This window comes from Oceanospirillum sediminis, from assembly GCF_014164585.1.
In the GTDB taxonomy this organism is placed as follows: domain Bacteria; phylum Pseudomonadota; class Gammaproteobacteria; order Pseudomonadales; family Halomonadaceae; genus Oceanospirillum; species Oceanospirillum sediminis.
On sequence record NZ_JACJFM010000055.1, the window covers coordinates 13433 to 29585 of the forward strand.

Here is a 16153-nt window from a genome sequence, read left to right on the forward strand (position 1 = left end):
CTATTTCACTCGGGAATAGAAACCCCAGAAACTAAGTGCTATTATTTAGCCACCTGAAAGCATTATCCTGAACCTGAACATCATTCAGAATGCTGCAGAAAAGAATTATTCATGGGCTGTTAAAGCTCGTTATTATTACGACGTGAGTTGATGGAGATACAACCATGGCATTTGAATTACCTGCACTGCCTTACGAAAAAACTGCACTGGCACCACACATTTCAGAAGAAACTCTGGATTTCCACCACGGTAAGCACCACAACACTTATGTGGTTAAACTGAACGGTCTGGTTCCGGGCACTGAGTTTGAAGGCAAGTCTCTGGAAGAGATCATCATGGCAGCACCTGCAGGCCCTGTATTTAACAATGCAGCACAGATATGGAATCACACCTTTTTCTGGAACAGTCTGTCTCCTAACGGCGGTGGTGAGCCTTCTGGCGAACTGGCTGAAGCCATTAACGCTAAATGGGGTTCTTTCGCTGCATTCCAGGAAGAGTTTAATGACAAAGCAGTAAACAACTTTGGCTCAAGCTGGACGTGGCTGGTGAAAAATGCTGATGGTTCTCTGGAAATCGTTAATACCAGCAATGCGGCCACCCCAATGACCAATGGTCAGACTGCTCTGCTGACAGTCGATCTGTGGGAACACGCCTACTACATTGATTATCGCAATGTGCGCCCTGATTACCTGAAAGGTTTCTGGGCTCTGGCAAACTGGGAATTTGCAGCAGCTAACTTTGCAGCATAATTTCATCTGCCTCAGAAAAAACCGGGCTATAATAGTCCCGGTTTTTTTGTTTTATCCCGCGCGCCCAAACGTTACAAAGAGTAAAAACGCCTGACTCCCAGAGACAACAAATCTTATAATTACGCCTATAGTATAATGACAGATACATCAGAAAAGGCGGTCCTATATGAGCAGAAAACTGAGAGCCAGAGTACACAATACAAAAAGAGCAATAATACTTATCACGGTAATGCTCGGTACTCTGATAATAAAACCGGCCTTTGCAGAAAAAGTTATTCTCAGCCTTCAGGGTGAGGGAGTACGATCCCCCATTCATCTGAGTATGGATAAACTGAAGTCACTGCCGTCTGTCACCGTTAACACGGAAACCATCTGGACCAACCAGACACACGAATACAAAGGTATTCTCCTTAGTACCCTGTTGGAAAAAGCCAGCGCGAAAGGCAGCACACTCAGTATGACAGCACTGAATGATTATACGATCGAAGTGCCCATTGAAACACTGACTCGACATAAGGCTTTTATTGCCTATGAGCAGGATGGTATGGAGATGAAAATCAGGAATAAAGGTCCGTTATGGCTACTCTATCCATTCAGTGACATCCCTGAAATTAATACCCCATTTTACCAGTCTCACTCTATCTGGCAGCTCAGAAAAATCAGGGTCAGATAAACCATGAAGGACTTCCATCGACTTCAGCCCATTATACTGGCCGCAACATTATTTACTCTGGTCATACTGATCACTTTTTCTCTGATCCGTCTGGAAAAGCAAACAGATGAGTTTGGCTTGTTCACAAAAGATGAGCGCTACTGGAGCAGCACTCGGGTTGAAGTCGAATTACACCGTTTTCTGAATCAGCTAAACCTGTATGTTACCTCACCTGATACAGAGAATCTTGATCACCTGAGTCTGCGTATGGAAATTTTATGGAGCAGAGTCGATATCATAAGCCGGGGCAGCACCCAGCAACTGATACTTCAGGTCGATGAGAATATCCTGAATACGGCTTCCAGATTACAGATACAACTCCAGTCTTTTGAAGACTCCCTGGAAACTCTGACACCGGAAAAAGCCAGACTATTTGAACAGCAGTTCAGAGTCTTTATTCCTGACTTTATGCATGCCTCTCGCACTATAGCGTCTGCTATATCTGATGTAGAAAGCACTTTTGCCTTCAAAGTTCAGCAGAATTACCGATTGATGGCTATATTATTGCTCATCGTTCTACTGATTAGCAGCCTGTTTACATGGATAAACTACAGGGCATTACAGCGTAGTAAGCGTCTGGCTCAGGCTGCGGAAGCCGCTAATGAAGCAAAAAGCAACTTTCTGTCGAACATGAGTCATGAAATAAGAACCCCACTTAACGGGATACTGGGTTCTATTCAGTTGATGAAAATGGAACACCACTCTTCTGGCACCAGCGCTCTGTTAAAAGATATTGAAAATTGTGGAAACAATTTACTCACTCTGATCAACTCTATCCTGGATCTATCCCGGGTACAGCAACATAAAATGCATTTTGAGAGTATCCCTTTCAGTATGGAAAACTGTCTGGAACAGACGCTGTCTGTCATTAATGGCCCAGCGACAGAGAAAGGGCTACAACTGAACTCAGCCTATGACAACTCTATTCCTCCATTAATTTACGGTGACTCATTCAGAATCCAGCAAGTTATGATTAATCTGGCAGGAAACTCTGTAAAATTTACTCACGAGGGTTCGATTACTATCCGGGTCAGCCTGGCTGAGCAGAATAATCAGCACGATTTGCGGATCAGAGTAGAAGTCAGCGACACGGGAATCGGTCTTTCGGAAGAAAGCATTGAACGTCTGTTTCAGCCTTTCACTCAGGCAGATGATTCTACTACCCGACATTATGGCGGTAGTGGTCTGGGGCTATCACTGTGCAAAGAAATTATTACCGCTATGGGTGGAACGATAGGAGCCACCAGTGAACCCGGCCAGGGGTCAGTTTTCTGGTTCGAACTACAAACCAGAGCCGCTGTCACTGAACAGCCTTCCAGCCCCCCCTCCGGGCAACCTGTCAAAAAAGAACAGCAACTATCTGTGCCCCCCTTTCCAGCCTCAGACACTCTCTATCAGTCAGATTCAGAGCAAATATACTCAATGTCAAAAGAGGAACTATCCGTATTAGTGGTAGAGGACAATCATATTAATGCCCGCCTGGCAGAAACGATGATTAAACGCCTGGGCTATGCCTGCGAAGTAGCTGAAAACGGCCATATTGCTCTGGAAAAATGCAGTCAGAAAACATACGGCCTTATTTTTATGGATAGCCAGATGCCTGGTATGGATGGCATTACCTGCTGTAAAAAGCTTCGACAGACCTCCGGACCTAACCAGAATACGCCTGTGATTGCACTGACAGCCAATGTACAATCTGCGGACAGAGAACTCTGCCTTAATGCAGGCATGCAGGCATTTATTGCCAAACCTGTCGACATTCGCCAGATTCGTCAGGCTCTGACAGAGTACCTTCCAGTAGACGAACCTGATCCGGGCATACACTGAACTATGTCAGAGATCGTTCTGCACCGATATCACTCAGCAAAGACTTTTCAGCTGAAACCAGTTCACTCTGAGATACGTATTTCTGACATACGCGTTTAATTATGCCTCCAATGGAGAATCAGAATATGTATAACAGAACCAGACATTATTGGTCAGCAGGCCTGAAAGCTGCATTAGTACTGACAACTCTGGCAACTATTCCGGCTCAGGCTGGTACAGCCGTAGCCACATTCGCCGGGGGTTGTTTCTGGTGTATGGAGCCCCCTTTTGACAACCTGGATGGCGTTATTTCGACGACCTCAGGCTATATTGCCGGTCATAAAGACAACCCGACCTACAGAGAAGTTGCAGCAGGCATCACCGGCCACACAGAAGCCGTTCAGATTAAGTACGACCCGGATAAAGTCAGTTATCAGACCTTACTGGATGTTTTCTGGGTAAACATTGATCCTTATGCCGTCAATCGCCAGTTCTGCGATACAGGAAGCCAGTACCGAACCGGCATTTACACACACAATGAAGAACAGCTGAGACTGGCTAAAGCCAGTAAAACAAACATCGCTAATAAGCTCAATGCATCAGGCCGAATTGCCACTGAAGTCATTCCTGCCACACAGTTCTATCCCGCCGAAGACTACCATCAGGATTACTATCTGAATAACCCGGTTCGTTATACTTTTTATCGATACAATTGCGGACGAGACAAACGTCTGAAGCAAGTCTGGGGAGAAAAGTACCAGAAACCTTAAATTATTATTTACTTATATAAATAAATTCTAATAATAGGTCGCAGGCTACAACAATGACAAAAACGAAGGAGGCCTGCGATGGCTCATATAGTGATCCTGGGTGCTGGTACAGGTGGTATGGCAGCCGCTTATGAACTGCGCCATAAATTAAAAAAACAACATAAAATCACCGTGATTAATGAGCGGGATTGTTTTCAGTTTGTCCCCTCCAATCCCTGGGTTGCCGTTGGCTGGCGTAGCGCTGAAGAGATCAGCTTTAAAATTGCCCCCCATCTGAAAAAACACGATATTGATTTTATCGCTCAGAAAGTCCGCAGAATTAATCCTGAACACAAAACTCTGACACTGGAAAGTGAAGAGCTTGTCCACTATGACCACCTGATGATCACCACAGGCCCTGAACTGGCCTTCGATGAAGTACCAGGTTCAGGACCTGATCATGGCTACACTCAATCTGTTTGCTCCCTGCCTCATGCACTGACATCCTTTGAAAACTTTGAGGCTCTGAGCAAGGATCCCGGTCCCGTTGTTGTTGGCGCGATGGCCGGTGCAAGTTGCTTTGGCCCGGCTTATGAATACGCTTTCATTCTGAACAAAGAACTACAGAACAGAAAAATTCGCGATAAGGTGCCGATGACATTTGTCACCAGCGAACCCTATATAGGGCACCTGGGACTGGGTGGCGTCGGTGATTCGAAATCAATGCTGGAGTCCGACCTGCGCATGCACCACATCAAGTGGATCTGTAATGCTCAAGTCAGCCATGTTGAAGAAAACATGATGTACGTTGATGAACACAACGACCAGGGTGAAGTGATCAAGCAGCATGAACTGCCCTTCAAACACTCAATGATGCTCCCTGCATTTAAAGGTGTGGACTGCGTCGCCGAAGTGCCTGACCTGTGTAACCCTCGAGGATTCGTCATTGTTGATGAACACCAGCGCAGCCCCAGATACCCGGAAATCTGGTCAGCCGGAGTCTGTATTGCGATCCCTCCAGCAGAAGCAACCCCGGTACCTACCGGAGTACCCAAAACTGGTTATATGATTGAATCTATGATTACAGCCATTGTTGAAAACATAGATGCTGTACTTAAAGGTGAAGCGCCTTATGCCAATGCCACCTGGAATGCGATCTGTCTGGCAGATATGGGCGATACCGGAGCAGCCTTTGTTGCTCTGCCTCAGATCCCTCCTCGCAACGTTAACTGGTTTAAGAAAGGCAAATGGGTTCACCTGGCCAAAGTAGCCTTTGAAAAATATTTCATTCGTAAGATGAAAACCGGAAACCCTGAACCGTTCTATGAAAAACAGATTCTGAAAATGATCGGAGTGGAAAGACTGAAAGATTAAACCCGAACCTTTAAGAGGCGCTTTGGGAAGCTCAGAACAGGAACCCTGCCCAACTCCGAACAGGAGCGTTCTTTGCTTCCCGCTTTTTGCTTTGCACTTATTCATCTCAGTTACTACCTGTCATTTACTGAACCAGATTCATCAACAAACAGTAACGAATAGCGAAGCGTGCAAAACGCCAGAACTGGCACCTTTATTGTGGTCGTTTGACCCAGAACCACCAGATAATAAAGCCTATGGCCAGAAAACCTGCCAGATTAACCAGAACACTCATACCTGTTCCCTCTTCTGAGCCTTTTGTCCGATAGGTATTAAACGCAGACGATTAGCATTACTGACCACAGTGACAGAAGATAGCGCCATCGCCGCTCCAGCCAATGCCGGATTCAATAACCAGCCGGTTAAAGGGAAAAACAACCCCGCAGCCAGAGGAATCCCAATACTGTTGTAGATAAAGGCCCCCAGCAGGTTTTGCTTAATATTTCTCACTGTCAGTCTGGAAACTTCCATCGCATCAGCAATGCCATGTAAAGAACCTCTCATCAACGTCAGATCAGCACTTTCAATAGCAATATCAGTTCCGGTACCGATTGCCATCCCGACATCAGCCTGTGCAAGAGCTGGCGCATCATTAATGCCATCACCAACCATGGCCACTTTACGCCCATCCGCTTGTAAGCTTCGGATCGCCTCAGCCTTGCCATCGGGCAATACACCCGCAATGACCTGATCAACTCCTGTTTGTCGGGCTACCGCCTGTGCTGTTACCGGATTATCTCCGGTCAGCATAACGACATGCGCCCCTTGCTTTTTCAGACGTTCAATAGCAGCTACCGAGTCATCTTTAATCGGATCGGCAATCCCCAGAATGCCGAGCAAACGACCATCCTCAGCTAACAGTACCGGGGTTTTTGCCTGCTCTGACAACTGCAGCAGATCAGCTTCAACCCATTGAATATCCACACCTTCAGACTGCATCAGCTCAGGATTTCCCAGTAGCAGCATTTTATCTTTCAAAGAGCCAGAAATTCCCAGTCCGGGTCTTGGCTTAATATTTTCTGCCGATAAAGGCTGTATACCGGCATCCGAGGCTTTATCCAGAATGGCTCTGGCCAGAGGATGCTCTGAGGCCAGCTCCAGGGCTGCAGCATTCTGTAATATCTCGTGTTCATGGACTCCGGGAGCGGTTACCAGGTCAGTAACCCGGGGTTTCCCCTGAGTGACCGTACCGGTTTTATCCAGAACCACCACATTCACCTCAGACGTCTGCTGTAAAGCATCGCCTCGTCGAATCAGGATTCCCTGTTCGGCCGCTTTGCCTACTCCCACCATAATCGACATCGGTGTAGCCAGCCCCAGGGCACAGGGGCATGCAATCACCAGCACTGTCATGGTCGTCACCAGCATATAAGCCGATACGGGTTGAGGGCCAAAATTAAACCATGCCAGTGCAGTCAGAACGGCAATAACCAGCACTACAGGTACAAAGACAGCTGCAATTTTATCTGCCAGGCGCCCCAGTTCTGGTTTAGCATTCTGCGCCTGACGCACCTGATCAATGATTCTCGCCAGCGCCGTATCGTCACCAACCCGAAGTGTACGTACCCTGAGCACACCACTCTGATTCAGGGTTCCTGCGGTGACTTCATCGCCTTTTTTCTTCACAACAGGCAGAGGTTCACCTGTCAGCATCGACTCGTCCACCAGGGTTTCGCCGTCCATCACCTTGCCATCTACCGGAATTTTTTCTCCGGGACGCACCCGAATCATATCCCGTTTATGGATCGATTCGATGCGCATATCAACCTCTTCACCATCCTCACGACGAATCAGGCGTGCAGTCTGAGGTTGCAGGTTCAGTAACTTACGAATCGCCTGAGAGGCTTTCCCTCGGGCCCGGCTTTCCAGCGCTTGCCCCAGATTGACCAGCCCCACAATAAAGACAGCCGCTTCAAAGTAGACATGACGGGCCTGCTCCGGCACCAGATCTGGCCAGACAGAAATCAGCATAGAATAGAACCAGGCCGTACCTGTTCCCAGTGCAATCAGAGTATCCATGTTGGCATAATGGCGTTTGAAAGCCAGCCATGCCCCCTGATAAAAATGCCCACCGGAGTACACCATAACCCCCAGCGTCAATAAGCCTGTGACAAACCAGAAGATTTGCCCTCCTGCGGAATTCAGCATCGGCATACCAGACCAGAACATCATCAGCATCAGAGGAATACCCAGAGTCAGTGCCGCAGCCGTCTTTTTCAACTGCTGATGATACTGCTGCTTTTCTTCAGCCTGGCGCTGATCCTCACCATATTCATCATTCAGTACTGTTGCGCCAAAGCCTGCCGATTCAATCGTCTGAATCACGACCTCTGCGGGTAAGTCAGCACTGACTTGCGCTGATCGATCCGGCAGATTAACCTCTGCTTCATTCACACCCGGAAGCTGATCCAGTGCACTCTGTACCTGCTGAACACAACTGGCGCAATGCATTCCTCGTAACGCCAGACGATAACTCTGAGCCTGAGACATGATGATCTCCGATACCAAACAATGACTACTTAATCAGCCAGCCTATTCTGGCTTTTAGCAGATCACAGGGGAAAAGAAAGAGATATAAATCAGAAGCAAAATGACAGTCATACCGCAATCCGCAAGCTAGGCATGACTATAAAAATGGCCTTCATTAATCACAATGAAGGCCTGTACTCTTATTGCTTCACCTGCGCATCAAAACCCGCTTCTTCTACTGCATCAATCAGCACTTTTTCATCGACATTTCCGGTCACAATCGCTTCATACAGAGTAACCTCTGCCATATCAACGCCATCCAGCATTAACAATGCTTCTGTAACAGAATTCACACACCCATTGCAGGATAAGCCATCCAGTGTCAGGACAGTTTCTTTACTCATAACTCTCTACCTGTTCAGTTATGACGGCGACTGTAAGAGCCGTCTTTAAATTAATCAAAGCTGTTATAGCAGTGTAGACCCTGAAGTACACTACAGAGTCAAGCCATTATACTGACTTCACCCTGATTCAGAAAAAACAGACACAGCGACAACCAGAGAAGCCTCTGCTCTGATGGGCAAATTATGATTTTTCAGTACAAATTACCCTCTCAATTGTGTCATTCAGTCAATAGCACTATCAATGACCGGAGCGATTCCAGGCCTGATAAATCTCATCTGGCCAGCGGGATTGAAACCAGGCAATAATGGTATCGATATCTTCATCACTCAACGTATTTCCCCACGCGGGCATATCACTGGGGACGTCAGGCCCTCGACCATTTTTTATAACATCCCGCAGCTGATTCAGAGGATGATGCCAGGCATGACCTGTTCCATTCAACGGTGGGGGTAAATAGCGGCCCTCAGCTGTTGGCTGACGCCAGTCAGGGTTACCCTGCCCAAAAGCACCATGGCACTGGGCACAATTCTGTTGGAACAGCTCTTTCCCCTGCTTCACCATGCTCTGGTTATACCAACGATCATGGCTGACTGAGTTCACACGCTTACTCTGAGCAGAATCATCAGAACACGCCACCAGGAAAACAAAAGCCAGCATCACCAGCCATATTGATTTATTCATCATTAACAAAACCTGCTTATAACATCACGGTCTTTGATACCCTGAAAGCCAGAAACCAAAGATAGCCATCCAGGTCAACAGTCACTCCATCAGACCGGAACAGATATTCGAAAAGTAATGGCCAGAAAAGTATTTCCTGTACCATGCCATCAGTGAAAAAGAGAAGAGGCTATTTAATGACGCCAGCAACAGAATAATATCTGACGATTATCAGCAGGAAGATAAACAGAACCAGAAATCCTGTATGAGTACGCCTGCGACCATAAAGAAAGGATAAACAGAAGGGTAACAAAAACGATAAAAGTCGGTTCCGGCACCGTTACAGATGAACTGTCCTGATCACAACAACTCATACCATGACCGGACGGAAAGGAGCTCGTATCACTGTTATCTAACCAATGAGACTGATATGACAAAACCCGAATCTCAGAATCAGAGACCCGTTGTTGCACACACTGAAGCAGCATGCCTGTGATCAGGCAGGATATAAGCCACAACTTCAGATAATTTGCCCACAGACTTTTTTTATTCAACATCAGTACTTAAAAAATAATTGCCAACAAACCAGACAAAAAAACTCAGGTAATAGGCTGGAACAAAGACTTAACCCGCCTATAATAACCGGAATTTACTGCAGCAGTAACCCTGAGAAGGTTCGGGAATATTTATGAATCAGACAGATCATCAAACCTCTTCGCAGATTAATACATGCTTTAACGATACCCCTGGCATAGCTATATTGAACAGCCTGGGAGTTCTGAGAGTCTACGGGGCTAATGCTCATAAACTGCTTCACGGACAAGCGACCAGTCATATAGAGAGTATGCAGCAAGGTGATATCCGCTTTGCAGCTGCCTGCTCTCCCAAAGGACGAATATACGCGACGTTTTATGTTATTCATCAGGGAGAACACTGTGATCTTGTCATGCCACGTTCAACGATTGAAACCACTAAAGCGACACTGAGCAAATACGCTCCCTTATATCGCTGCCAGCTAGAGGACGTATCTGAACAATATCTGGTTACAGGATTAAATCAGGCTGCCACAGAACAATTATTAAGCAATGGTGATACAACGGATGGTCTTTATCCGTTAAGCGAAGAATCCAGAAGCCTGCTAATCCTTCCCTCTGATCAGTCTATGGGCACTGACAGCCTGAATCAGATCGACGAGAACGGCTGGCACCTGCTTAGTATTCGACTGGCCAGAGTTCTGGTTGAACAGGAACACAGCGATACCTTTATTCCTCAGATGCTGAACTATCAGGCCACCGGTGCCATCAGCTTCAAGAAAGGCTGCTATACCGGACAGGAAATCATCGCCAGGGCTCAGTATCGGGGCGGAGTTAAAAAACGTATTCAGCACCTTGTGATTCGAGAATCTGAAGCGATTGCAGTCGGCACTCTGATTTACGCTTCGGAAGACAATACACCTGAAGTGGGTGAAGTATTGCTAAGTGCAGTGAACGAACAGGGCAATCAGGAGCTACTTGCCGTCATCAAAGATAGCGCACTGGAGCACAGTCTTCACGTCAGCAACCATAATAGTATAGTCGCAGAGCTTCAGCCTCTGCCATACCCGCTGGACAAACGAGATATATAATCTTCATTATGGAGAGCCACACGCATGGCTCTCCACCGTTATCAGCCAAAATTTCAATACCACCTAATATTGCACCCTCTTATTTTACAACTACACTTAACGATACCCCCACATAAAACGTTCAGATGTATTCTGAGACGCCCCCGTACAAAGCGATAAAGACATGGCAAAGCTTATACAGGAAAGCCCATGCCCTGATTATAAGATTCCATTAACATCGCGTCCTCAGCATCTGGAGTTTCATTTACAGCATTGTAGAGAAAGGGATAATGATACAGGCCGCCATACAACAAATGACCAGAATATCACTGCCAAAACTGATGGCTGTTTTATCTCTGGTCATGTTACTTATCTACTTACAGAACATGAATCAGCAAACGTCGGAGCTGAAACAATATTCTCTTGATGCTGGAACCTCTATCACAACACTGAAGCAACGCTTCAAACAACAGATTCAGATGCTGGAACAAGATATCCAGCAGTTGAGCCAATCCAATGCTGCAGTGGCATTATCAGAGGGTATGGCACAGCGTGATTTTTTATCGCATCCACTCACAGCAGATGAGCTGACGACTGAATTGCGTCCCCTGACGAATGCATTTATACAACTGGCCAGTCAACGCGATGAATACCGCCAAATCAGATTAATTGCACTGAACCAGCAAGGATCAGAACTCATTCGGGTAGAAAACAAACAGGGTACTATTACTGTTGCTACCTCTGACCACTTGCAGGATAAGGCTAACCGGGATTATTTTCGGGCTGCTTCGAACTTGTCCGATCACTCTGTTTATCTGTCAGAAATCAACCTGAACAGAGAACATGGTCTGGTGGAGTATCCTTTTCAACCCACTTTAAGAGCGATCAAACCATTATTTCAGAGCAATGGAATCTCTTTCGCTTTTTTGATAATTAACCTTGAAATCAAGCCACTACTCAAGCAAATCCAGAATGACACACGGGAGCTGATACGGCCATATCAAAGCCACTTTTTTCTGGCTAACGAACGGGGCGACTGGCTGATACATCCGGATGAAAACAAAACATTCGGTAGCGATAGAGGAACGCCTTATTCTCTTAGCCAGGAGTTCAGTAATATTGCAACCCTGTCACGGCCTGATCCAGACAGATCACCGGCAACAGATCTGCAATTTGATGAGAAAACCGGGCTCTATCGCATCGTACAATCCATTCCGTTTATTCGCTCTTCTCCTGATCGCCATCTCACTCTGATTCACACATTATCCAGGGAACAACTGGCACAAAATACCCGGCAGATCATCCCGGCACAAACCTCACTACAGGCTTGTATCGGCCTGGCAATCCTGGCTGGACTGATGGGATTACATCGATTATATCACTCACAAAACAGGCAATCCGGCCAGACAGCCCATTCGATACCCACAATCACTATTCGCCAGAAAATATCGCTGGCATTGTTTTTTATTGGGATTGTCGCATCAGCGTCTATCGGTATGATGGCTCTCAGGGCTTTTAAGAATAATATCCAACAGGAAACCGCTTCTCATCTGCAGTCAGTAGCAAATTTTCAACACAAAAGAATCAAGGAATACATTCTTTATAATAAAGCCGGATTACAGCTGGTTGCCAGCCGGACACGCCTTAAATCAGCCACTAAAGCTTATCTGCAGGCACCCTCACCTGAATTAAAACAAACAATACAAAAAATACTGACAGACGCCCTGCAGTCGGTCTCCTTATTCAGTTCACTGACCATAACAACACCAGAGGGGCGTCCCCTTGCCTCAACATCTCCTATAGAAGCATCGCCTCAGGATGTATCCGATTTGACTCAATCTGAGGAGCATCTGTCGCCACAGTTCCAAATTCGCTTTTCTCCGGACAAACAGCAGCAGACTCTTTATATGACAATGCCTATGCTGCTTAATAATGTTTTCATAGGCACAGTGACAGCTTTGATGCCTATCGACGGCTTAATGCGTATTACTCAGGACTATGCCGGACTAGGGAGCACGGGAGAAACACTACTGGCTGAAAAACAGGAAAATGGCGATGCTCATTTTCTGACACTTTTACGCTTTGAGGATCAGCTGAACAGTTCCCGTACAATTCCAGCAGATAGTAATAATATCCCCATTATAAGGGCATTGAGAGGTGAGTCCGCCTTTCATGATGATGTTATCGACTATCGAGGACAACCTGTATTTGCCGTCACAACCTATCTGAATGAAGTCAACTGGGGAGTACTGACTAAAGTAGATCAGTCGGAAGCCTATCAGAACTACGAACAGCTAAAACACGACCTGATTATCATCTTTCTTCTTGTGTTGCTTGGTATAGGCGTTATCGCTCTGTTTTTGTCCCGATCAATCAGCACCCCCATAGAACAACTGACTCATATTGCAACCCGTATTAAGCAAGGGCATCGGGACACACTCCCCCCTCCTGCATTTTATGATAAAGAAACGGCCACCCTAACCACTGCATTCAGTGACGTCACTCAGGAACTGGTTCGTTTGTTCGACTCCGTTCCCAGCGGTATTGTTCTGGTCAATCGATGGGGGCAAATCATCCGTTGTAATCACCGTTTTGCCAGGGATATGGGCTATACCATTGACACGCTGCAGGGCCAGAACATTGATACCCTGATATCCGATAACATACAACTGGATGACTTACCTGAACCAGACACCTTCACAGACCAATTGACCACTGACTCCCGAAAACTGACGGCTTGCCATAAAGATGGCTCCCATTTCCCGATTGAAGTGGGTCTGTCCAGAATTGACGTTTCCAGCGAAGCCATGATTCTCGCCACCGTTGTTGACATATCAGAACGGCAATTACTGGAGCAACAGATCAGTGAGTACCAGACCAATCTGGAAAAAACCGTCATAGAACGGACTCATGAGCTGATGGCAGCAAAAGAAACAGCCGAGATTGCCACTCAGGCTAAAAGCGAATTCCTGGCCAGAATGAGCCATGAAATCCGCACACCGATGAATGCAATTGTCGGATTTACTTATCTTTTACAGGAAGCCCCGAACCTCAGCCCGGAACAACAGCGCCAGATTAGCCGGATCGATAGTTCCGCTCAATCCCTGCTGGGCATTATTAACGACATCCTGGATTACTCAAAAATTGAAGCCGGTAAAATGTCGATTGACCCCATTCCTTTTAACCTGGATGCAGTGCTGGAGAGTATTGCCAGTATGACCTCAGCCATATCCAGAGACAAAGACATTGAAGTATTAATCGACTGTGATCAGAAACTCCCCAAAAACCTGATTGGTGACTCCGTTCGACTAGGACAAATCCTGCTGAATCTGATGAGCAATGCAATCAAGTTTACTCATAAGGGTACCGTCACACTCCGCATACAAGCAGATAGAGAGGCTCGTCCCGAAGCCAATCATTATTACATTCGGTTTATTGTCCAGGATACAGGCATAGGAATGGATGAAGAGACTCTGGACAGAGCTTTTACTCCTTTTGAACAGGCAGACAGTTCTATAACACGCCAGTTCGGAGGCACAGGTCTGGGTCTGGCAATTGTATACCAGCTGGTAAAACTAATGGGGGGGCATATTCAGGTAAACAGTGAACCAGGTAAAGGAACGTTCTTCAATATTCAGCTGCCGTTCAGGCTCAACCCGGATGCTACCAGTACTTATTCCACTTATGATCTGAATACCATCAGCCAATTGAACGTACTTATCGTAGACGACAACAGTGATGCCAGAGAAACACTCTGCCATATCATTGATAGCTTCGGCTGTCAGTTTACAGCAACAGACAGTGCTGAAAGTGCACTTGAAATATTTCAACATTCGATACAACAAGAACAATACTACAGCCTTGTGCTAATAGACTGGCGACTTCCTGATATGGATGGATTGACAGCAGCCAGCAAGATGAAGGCGCTTTCTCCTTCCGATAAAATGCCTACTATTATTATGGAAACGGCTTATGGCAGAGAATTGCTTGAACAACAGCATAAGCAGTCGATTGACAACCTGATGGTTAAGCCCATTACAGCATCTAACCTGTTTGAGAGCATTATCCATCTGTTCAGAACCGAAAATAATATCACGACACGATCATCCTCCTACCGATTACAAGGTATGAGAATTCTTCTTGCAGAAGATCATCAGATTAATCAGGAAGTGGCTAAAGCCATGCTGGAAGGTGAAGGCGCTCAGGTCATGATTGCTGAAGATGGAAAAGAAGCCATCCGGACAATAGAACAACAACAAGGGCAGTTTCATGCCATCCTGATGGATATTCAGATGCCGGTTATGGATGGTCTTGAAGCAACAAGAATTATCCGTAGCGATCCGGAATGGCAGGCTTTACCAGTCATTGCCATGACGGCTAACGCTTCTGAAGCAGATAGGCAAGACAGTCTGAACGCCGGTGTGGACGCCGGTGTGGACGCCTACCTGACAAAACCCGTCGATGCTGAACTGTTATTTTCCACATTACAACGCTGGCATCCGTTAAAGCGATTATCTGATACTGAGATTACACCTAAACGATCAGAATTATCATATAAGGAGCGACCTATGACCATGCCAGAAAGAATGCCCGCTAGTTTTGTTTTCAATAATAAAACTCTGCCAGCCTATGATAATATTACAGTAATAGATCCTGAGACAGCATTAAAGCGGCTAAACAACAACCAGTCACTTTTCATCCATCTCATTGAACAGCTGTTAATTCAGGCTGATGATTTCCTGATAATGCTTAATAACCGTTTCAACAGTACAGAAAATAGTGAATTATTGAAAAAATTACATAGTATTAAAGGTACCAGTGGAAACCTTACAGCAAATGAACTATACAATAGTACCAGACAGCTTTATGACGCATTATCATCTGAAGACGGCATAGATGAAAAAGCCATTCAAGACTTCATTCAGGCCGTGAATGACCTGAAACAAAGCTATATTATACTGAAACATCAGTCACTCAACCAGACCCTCCCAACCGTCATTGAGCTTATGGAGGGTGTGACACTGAGTGCTGAGATAGCCCGCCTACAACAGGCTTTATCTGATCATGAAATGATCACAGACAAAGAACTGGAAATTCTGTCAACTATTATTACACAATCCGACAATCAGGATGAAGAACTACAGTTGAAGTTGAATAACTTTATTAACTCAGTTCATCAATTCGATTATGAACAGGCTTTACAACACCTTCATGATTTAAGTTCACTCTGCCAGGTCAGCAGTTAACATCTGGATATTTATAATCAACAAGGCAATAGCCACATATAATATATACCAATATTAATAAACTTTTTCAAGACGCAGATTTAACAATCTGTTAATAACCAGATATATCTTTTGAAGAGAATTATTATGTCAAGCCAATCGTCAGATTACCTGAAGCTGTCACTAAATTCAGATGATGAAACAATGAAGCTCTCAGTATCAACTCCTCCCAAAAGAAGTATACTCATCGTTGATGATGAGCCTGCTAATTGGCTCCTCGACGTTAGGTGTGGATTCCTGTTTGAGAGTTGTAGCAAAATAAGCACTTTTTTCAGAGAGGATAAATCATGGACGGCAATCAG

The 16153-nt window shown here is 45.8% G+C and carries 11 protein-coding genes; 8 read left to right on the forward strand and 3 right to left on the reverse strand.

Annotated elements, in window-relative coordinates; genetic code table 11:
• The first annotated feature begins 164 nt into the window (after positions 1–164).
• The 5 genes from H4O21_RS22855 to H4O21_RS22875 all read left to right on the forward strand — a co-directional run bounded on the left by H4O21_RS22855 (position 165) and on the right by H4O21_RS22875 (position 5390).
• The gene (locus tag H4O21_RS22855) at positions 165–749 is read left to right on the forward strand and encodes a superoxide dismutase (RefSeq protein WP_182811717.1); all 585 of its coding nucleotides are present in this window, start codon (positions 165–167) and stop codon (positions 747–749) included.
• A 166-nt stretch (positions 750–915) separates the two neighbouring features.
• Positions 916–1422: a putative pterin-binding protein gene (locus H4O21_RS22860; RefSeq protein WP_182811720.1), complete on the forward strand. Its 507-nt coding sequence runs from the start codon at positions 916–918 to the stop codon at positions 1420–1422.
• Between the two features lie 3 nt (positions 1423–1425).
• The gene (locus H4O21_RS22865; RefSeq protein WP_182811723.1) at positions 1426–3288 is read left to right on the forward strand and encodes an ATP-binding protein; all 1863 of its coding nucleotides are present in this window, start codon (positions 1426–1428) and stop codon (positions 3286–3288) included.
• A gap of 125 nt (positions 3289–3413) precedes the next feature.
• Entirely contained in the window at positions 3414–4037 is a 624-nt protein-coding gene (gene msrA, locus H4O21_RS22870) for a peptide-methionine (S)-S-oxide reductase MsrA (RefSeq protein ID WP_182811726.1), read from the forward strand.
• A 78-nt stretch (positions 4038–4115) separates the two neighbouring features.
• Complete coding sequence (locus tag H4O21_RS22875; RefSeq protein WP_182811729.1) at positions 4116–5390, forward strand: NAD(P)/FAD-dependent oxidoreductase; 1275 nt, start codon at positions 4116–4118, stop codon at positions 5388–5390.
• A gap of 270 nt (positions 5391–5660) precedes the next feature.
• Here H4O21_RS22875 and H4O21_RS22880 read toward each other — a convergent pair whose 3' ends face one another.
• From H4O21_RS22880 to H4O21_RS22890, 3 genes are all read right to left on the reverse strand, one after another.
• A complete protein-coding gene (locus tag H4O21_RS22880) occupies positions 5661–7919 on the reverse strand; it encodes a heavy metal translocating P-type ATPase (RefSeq protein WP_182811757.1) in 2259 nt (752 codons plus the stop codon).
• Positions 7920–8098: 179 nt separating this feature from the next.
• Complete coding sequence (locus H4O21_RS22885) at positions 8099–8302, reverse strand: cation transporter (protein WP_182811760.1); 204 nt, start codon at positions 8300–8302, stop codon at positions 8099–8101.
• 238 nt (positions 8303–8540) lie between these two features.
• Positions 8541–8987 (reverse strand): cytochrome c, encoded by a 447-nt coding sequence (locus tag H4O21_RS22890; protein ID WP_182811763.1) that lies wholly within the window; start codon positions 8985–8987, stop codon positions 8541–8543.
• 664 nt (positions 8988–9651) lie between these two features.
• Between H4O21_RS22890 and ygfZ the strand changes: the two genes are divergently transcribed.
• From ygfZ to H4O21_RS25510, 3 genes are all read left to right on the forward strand, one after another.
• Positions 9652–10587, forward strand: a complete 936-nt coding sequence (gene ygfZ / locus H4O21_RS22895) for a CAF17-like 4Fe-4S cluster assembly/insertion protein YgfZ (RefSeq protein WP_182811766.1) — start codon at positions 9652–9654, stop codon at positions 10585–10587.
• 293 nt (positions 10588–10880) lie between these two features.
• A complete protein-coding gene (locus H4O21_RS22900) occupies positions 10881–15812 on the forward strand; it encodes a response regulator (protein ID WP_182811769.1) in 4932 nt (1643 codons plus the stop codon).
• A gap of 126 nt (positions 15813–15938) precedes the next feature.
• The coding region (locus H4O21_RS25510; protein WP_220495815.1) for a hypothetical protein at positions 15939–16153 on the forward strand (215 nt) is incomplete at its 3' end.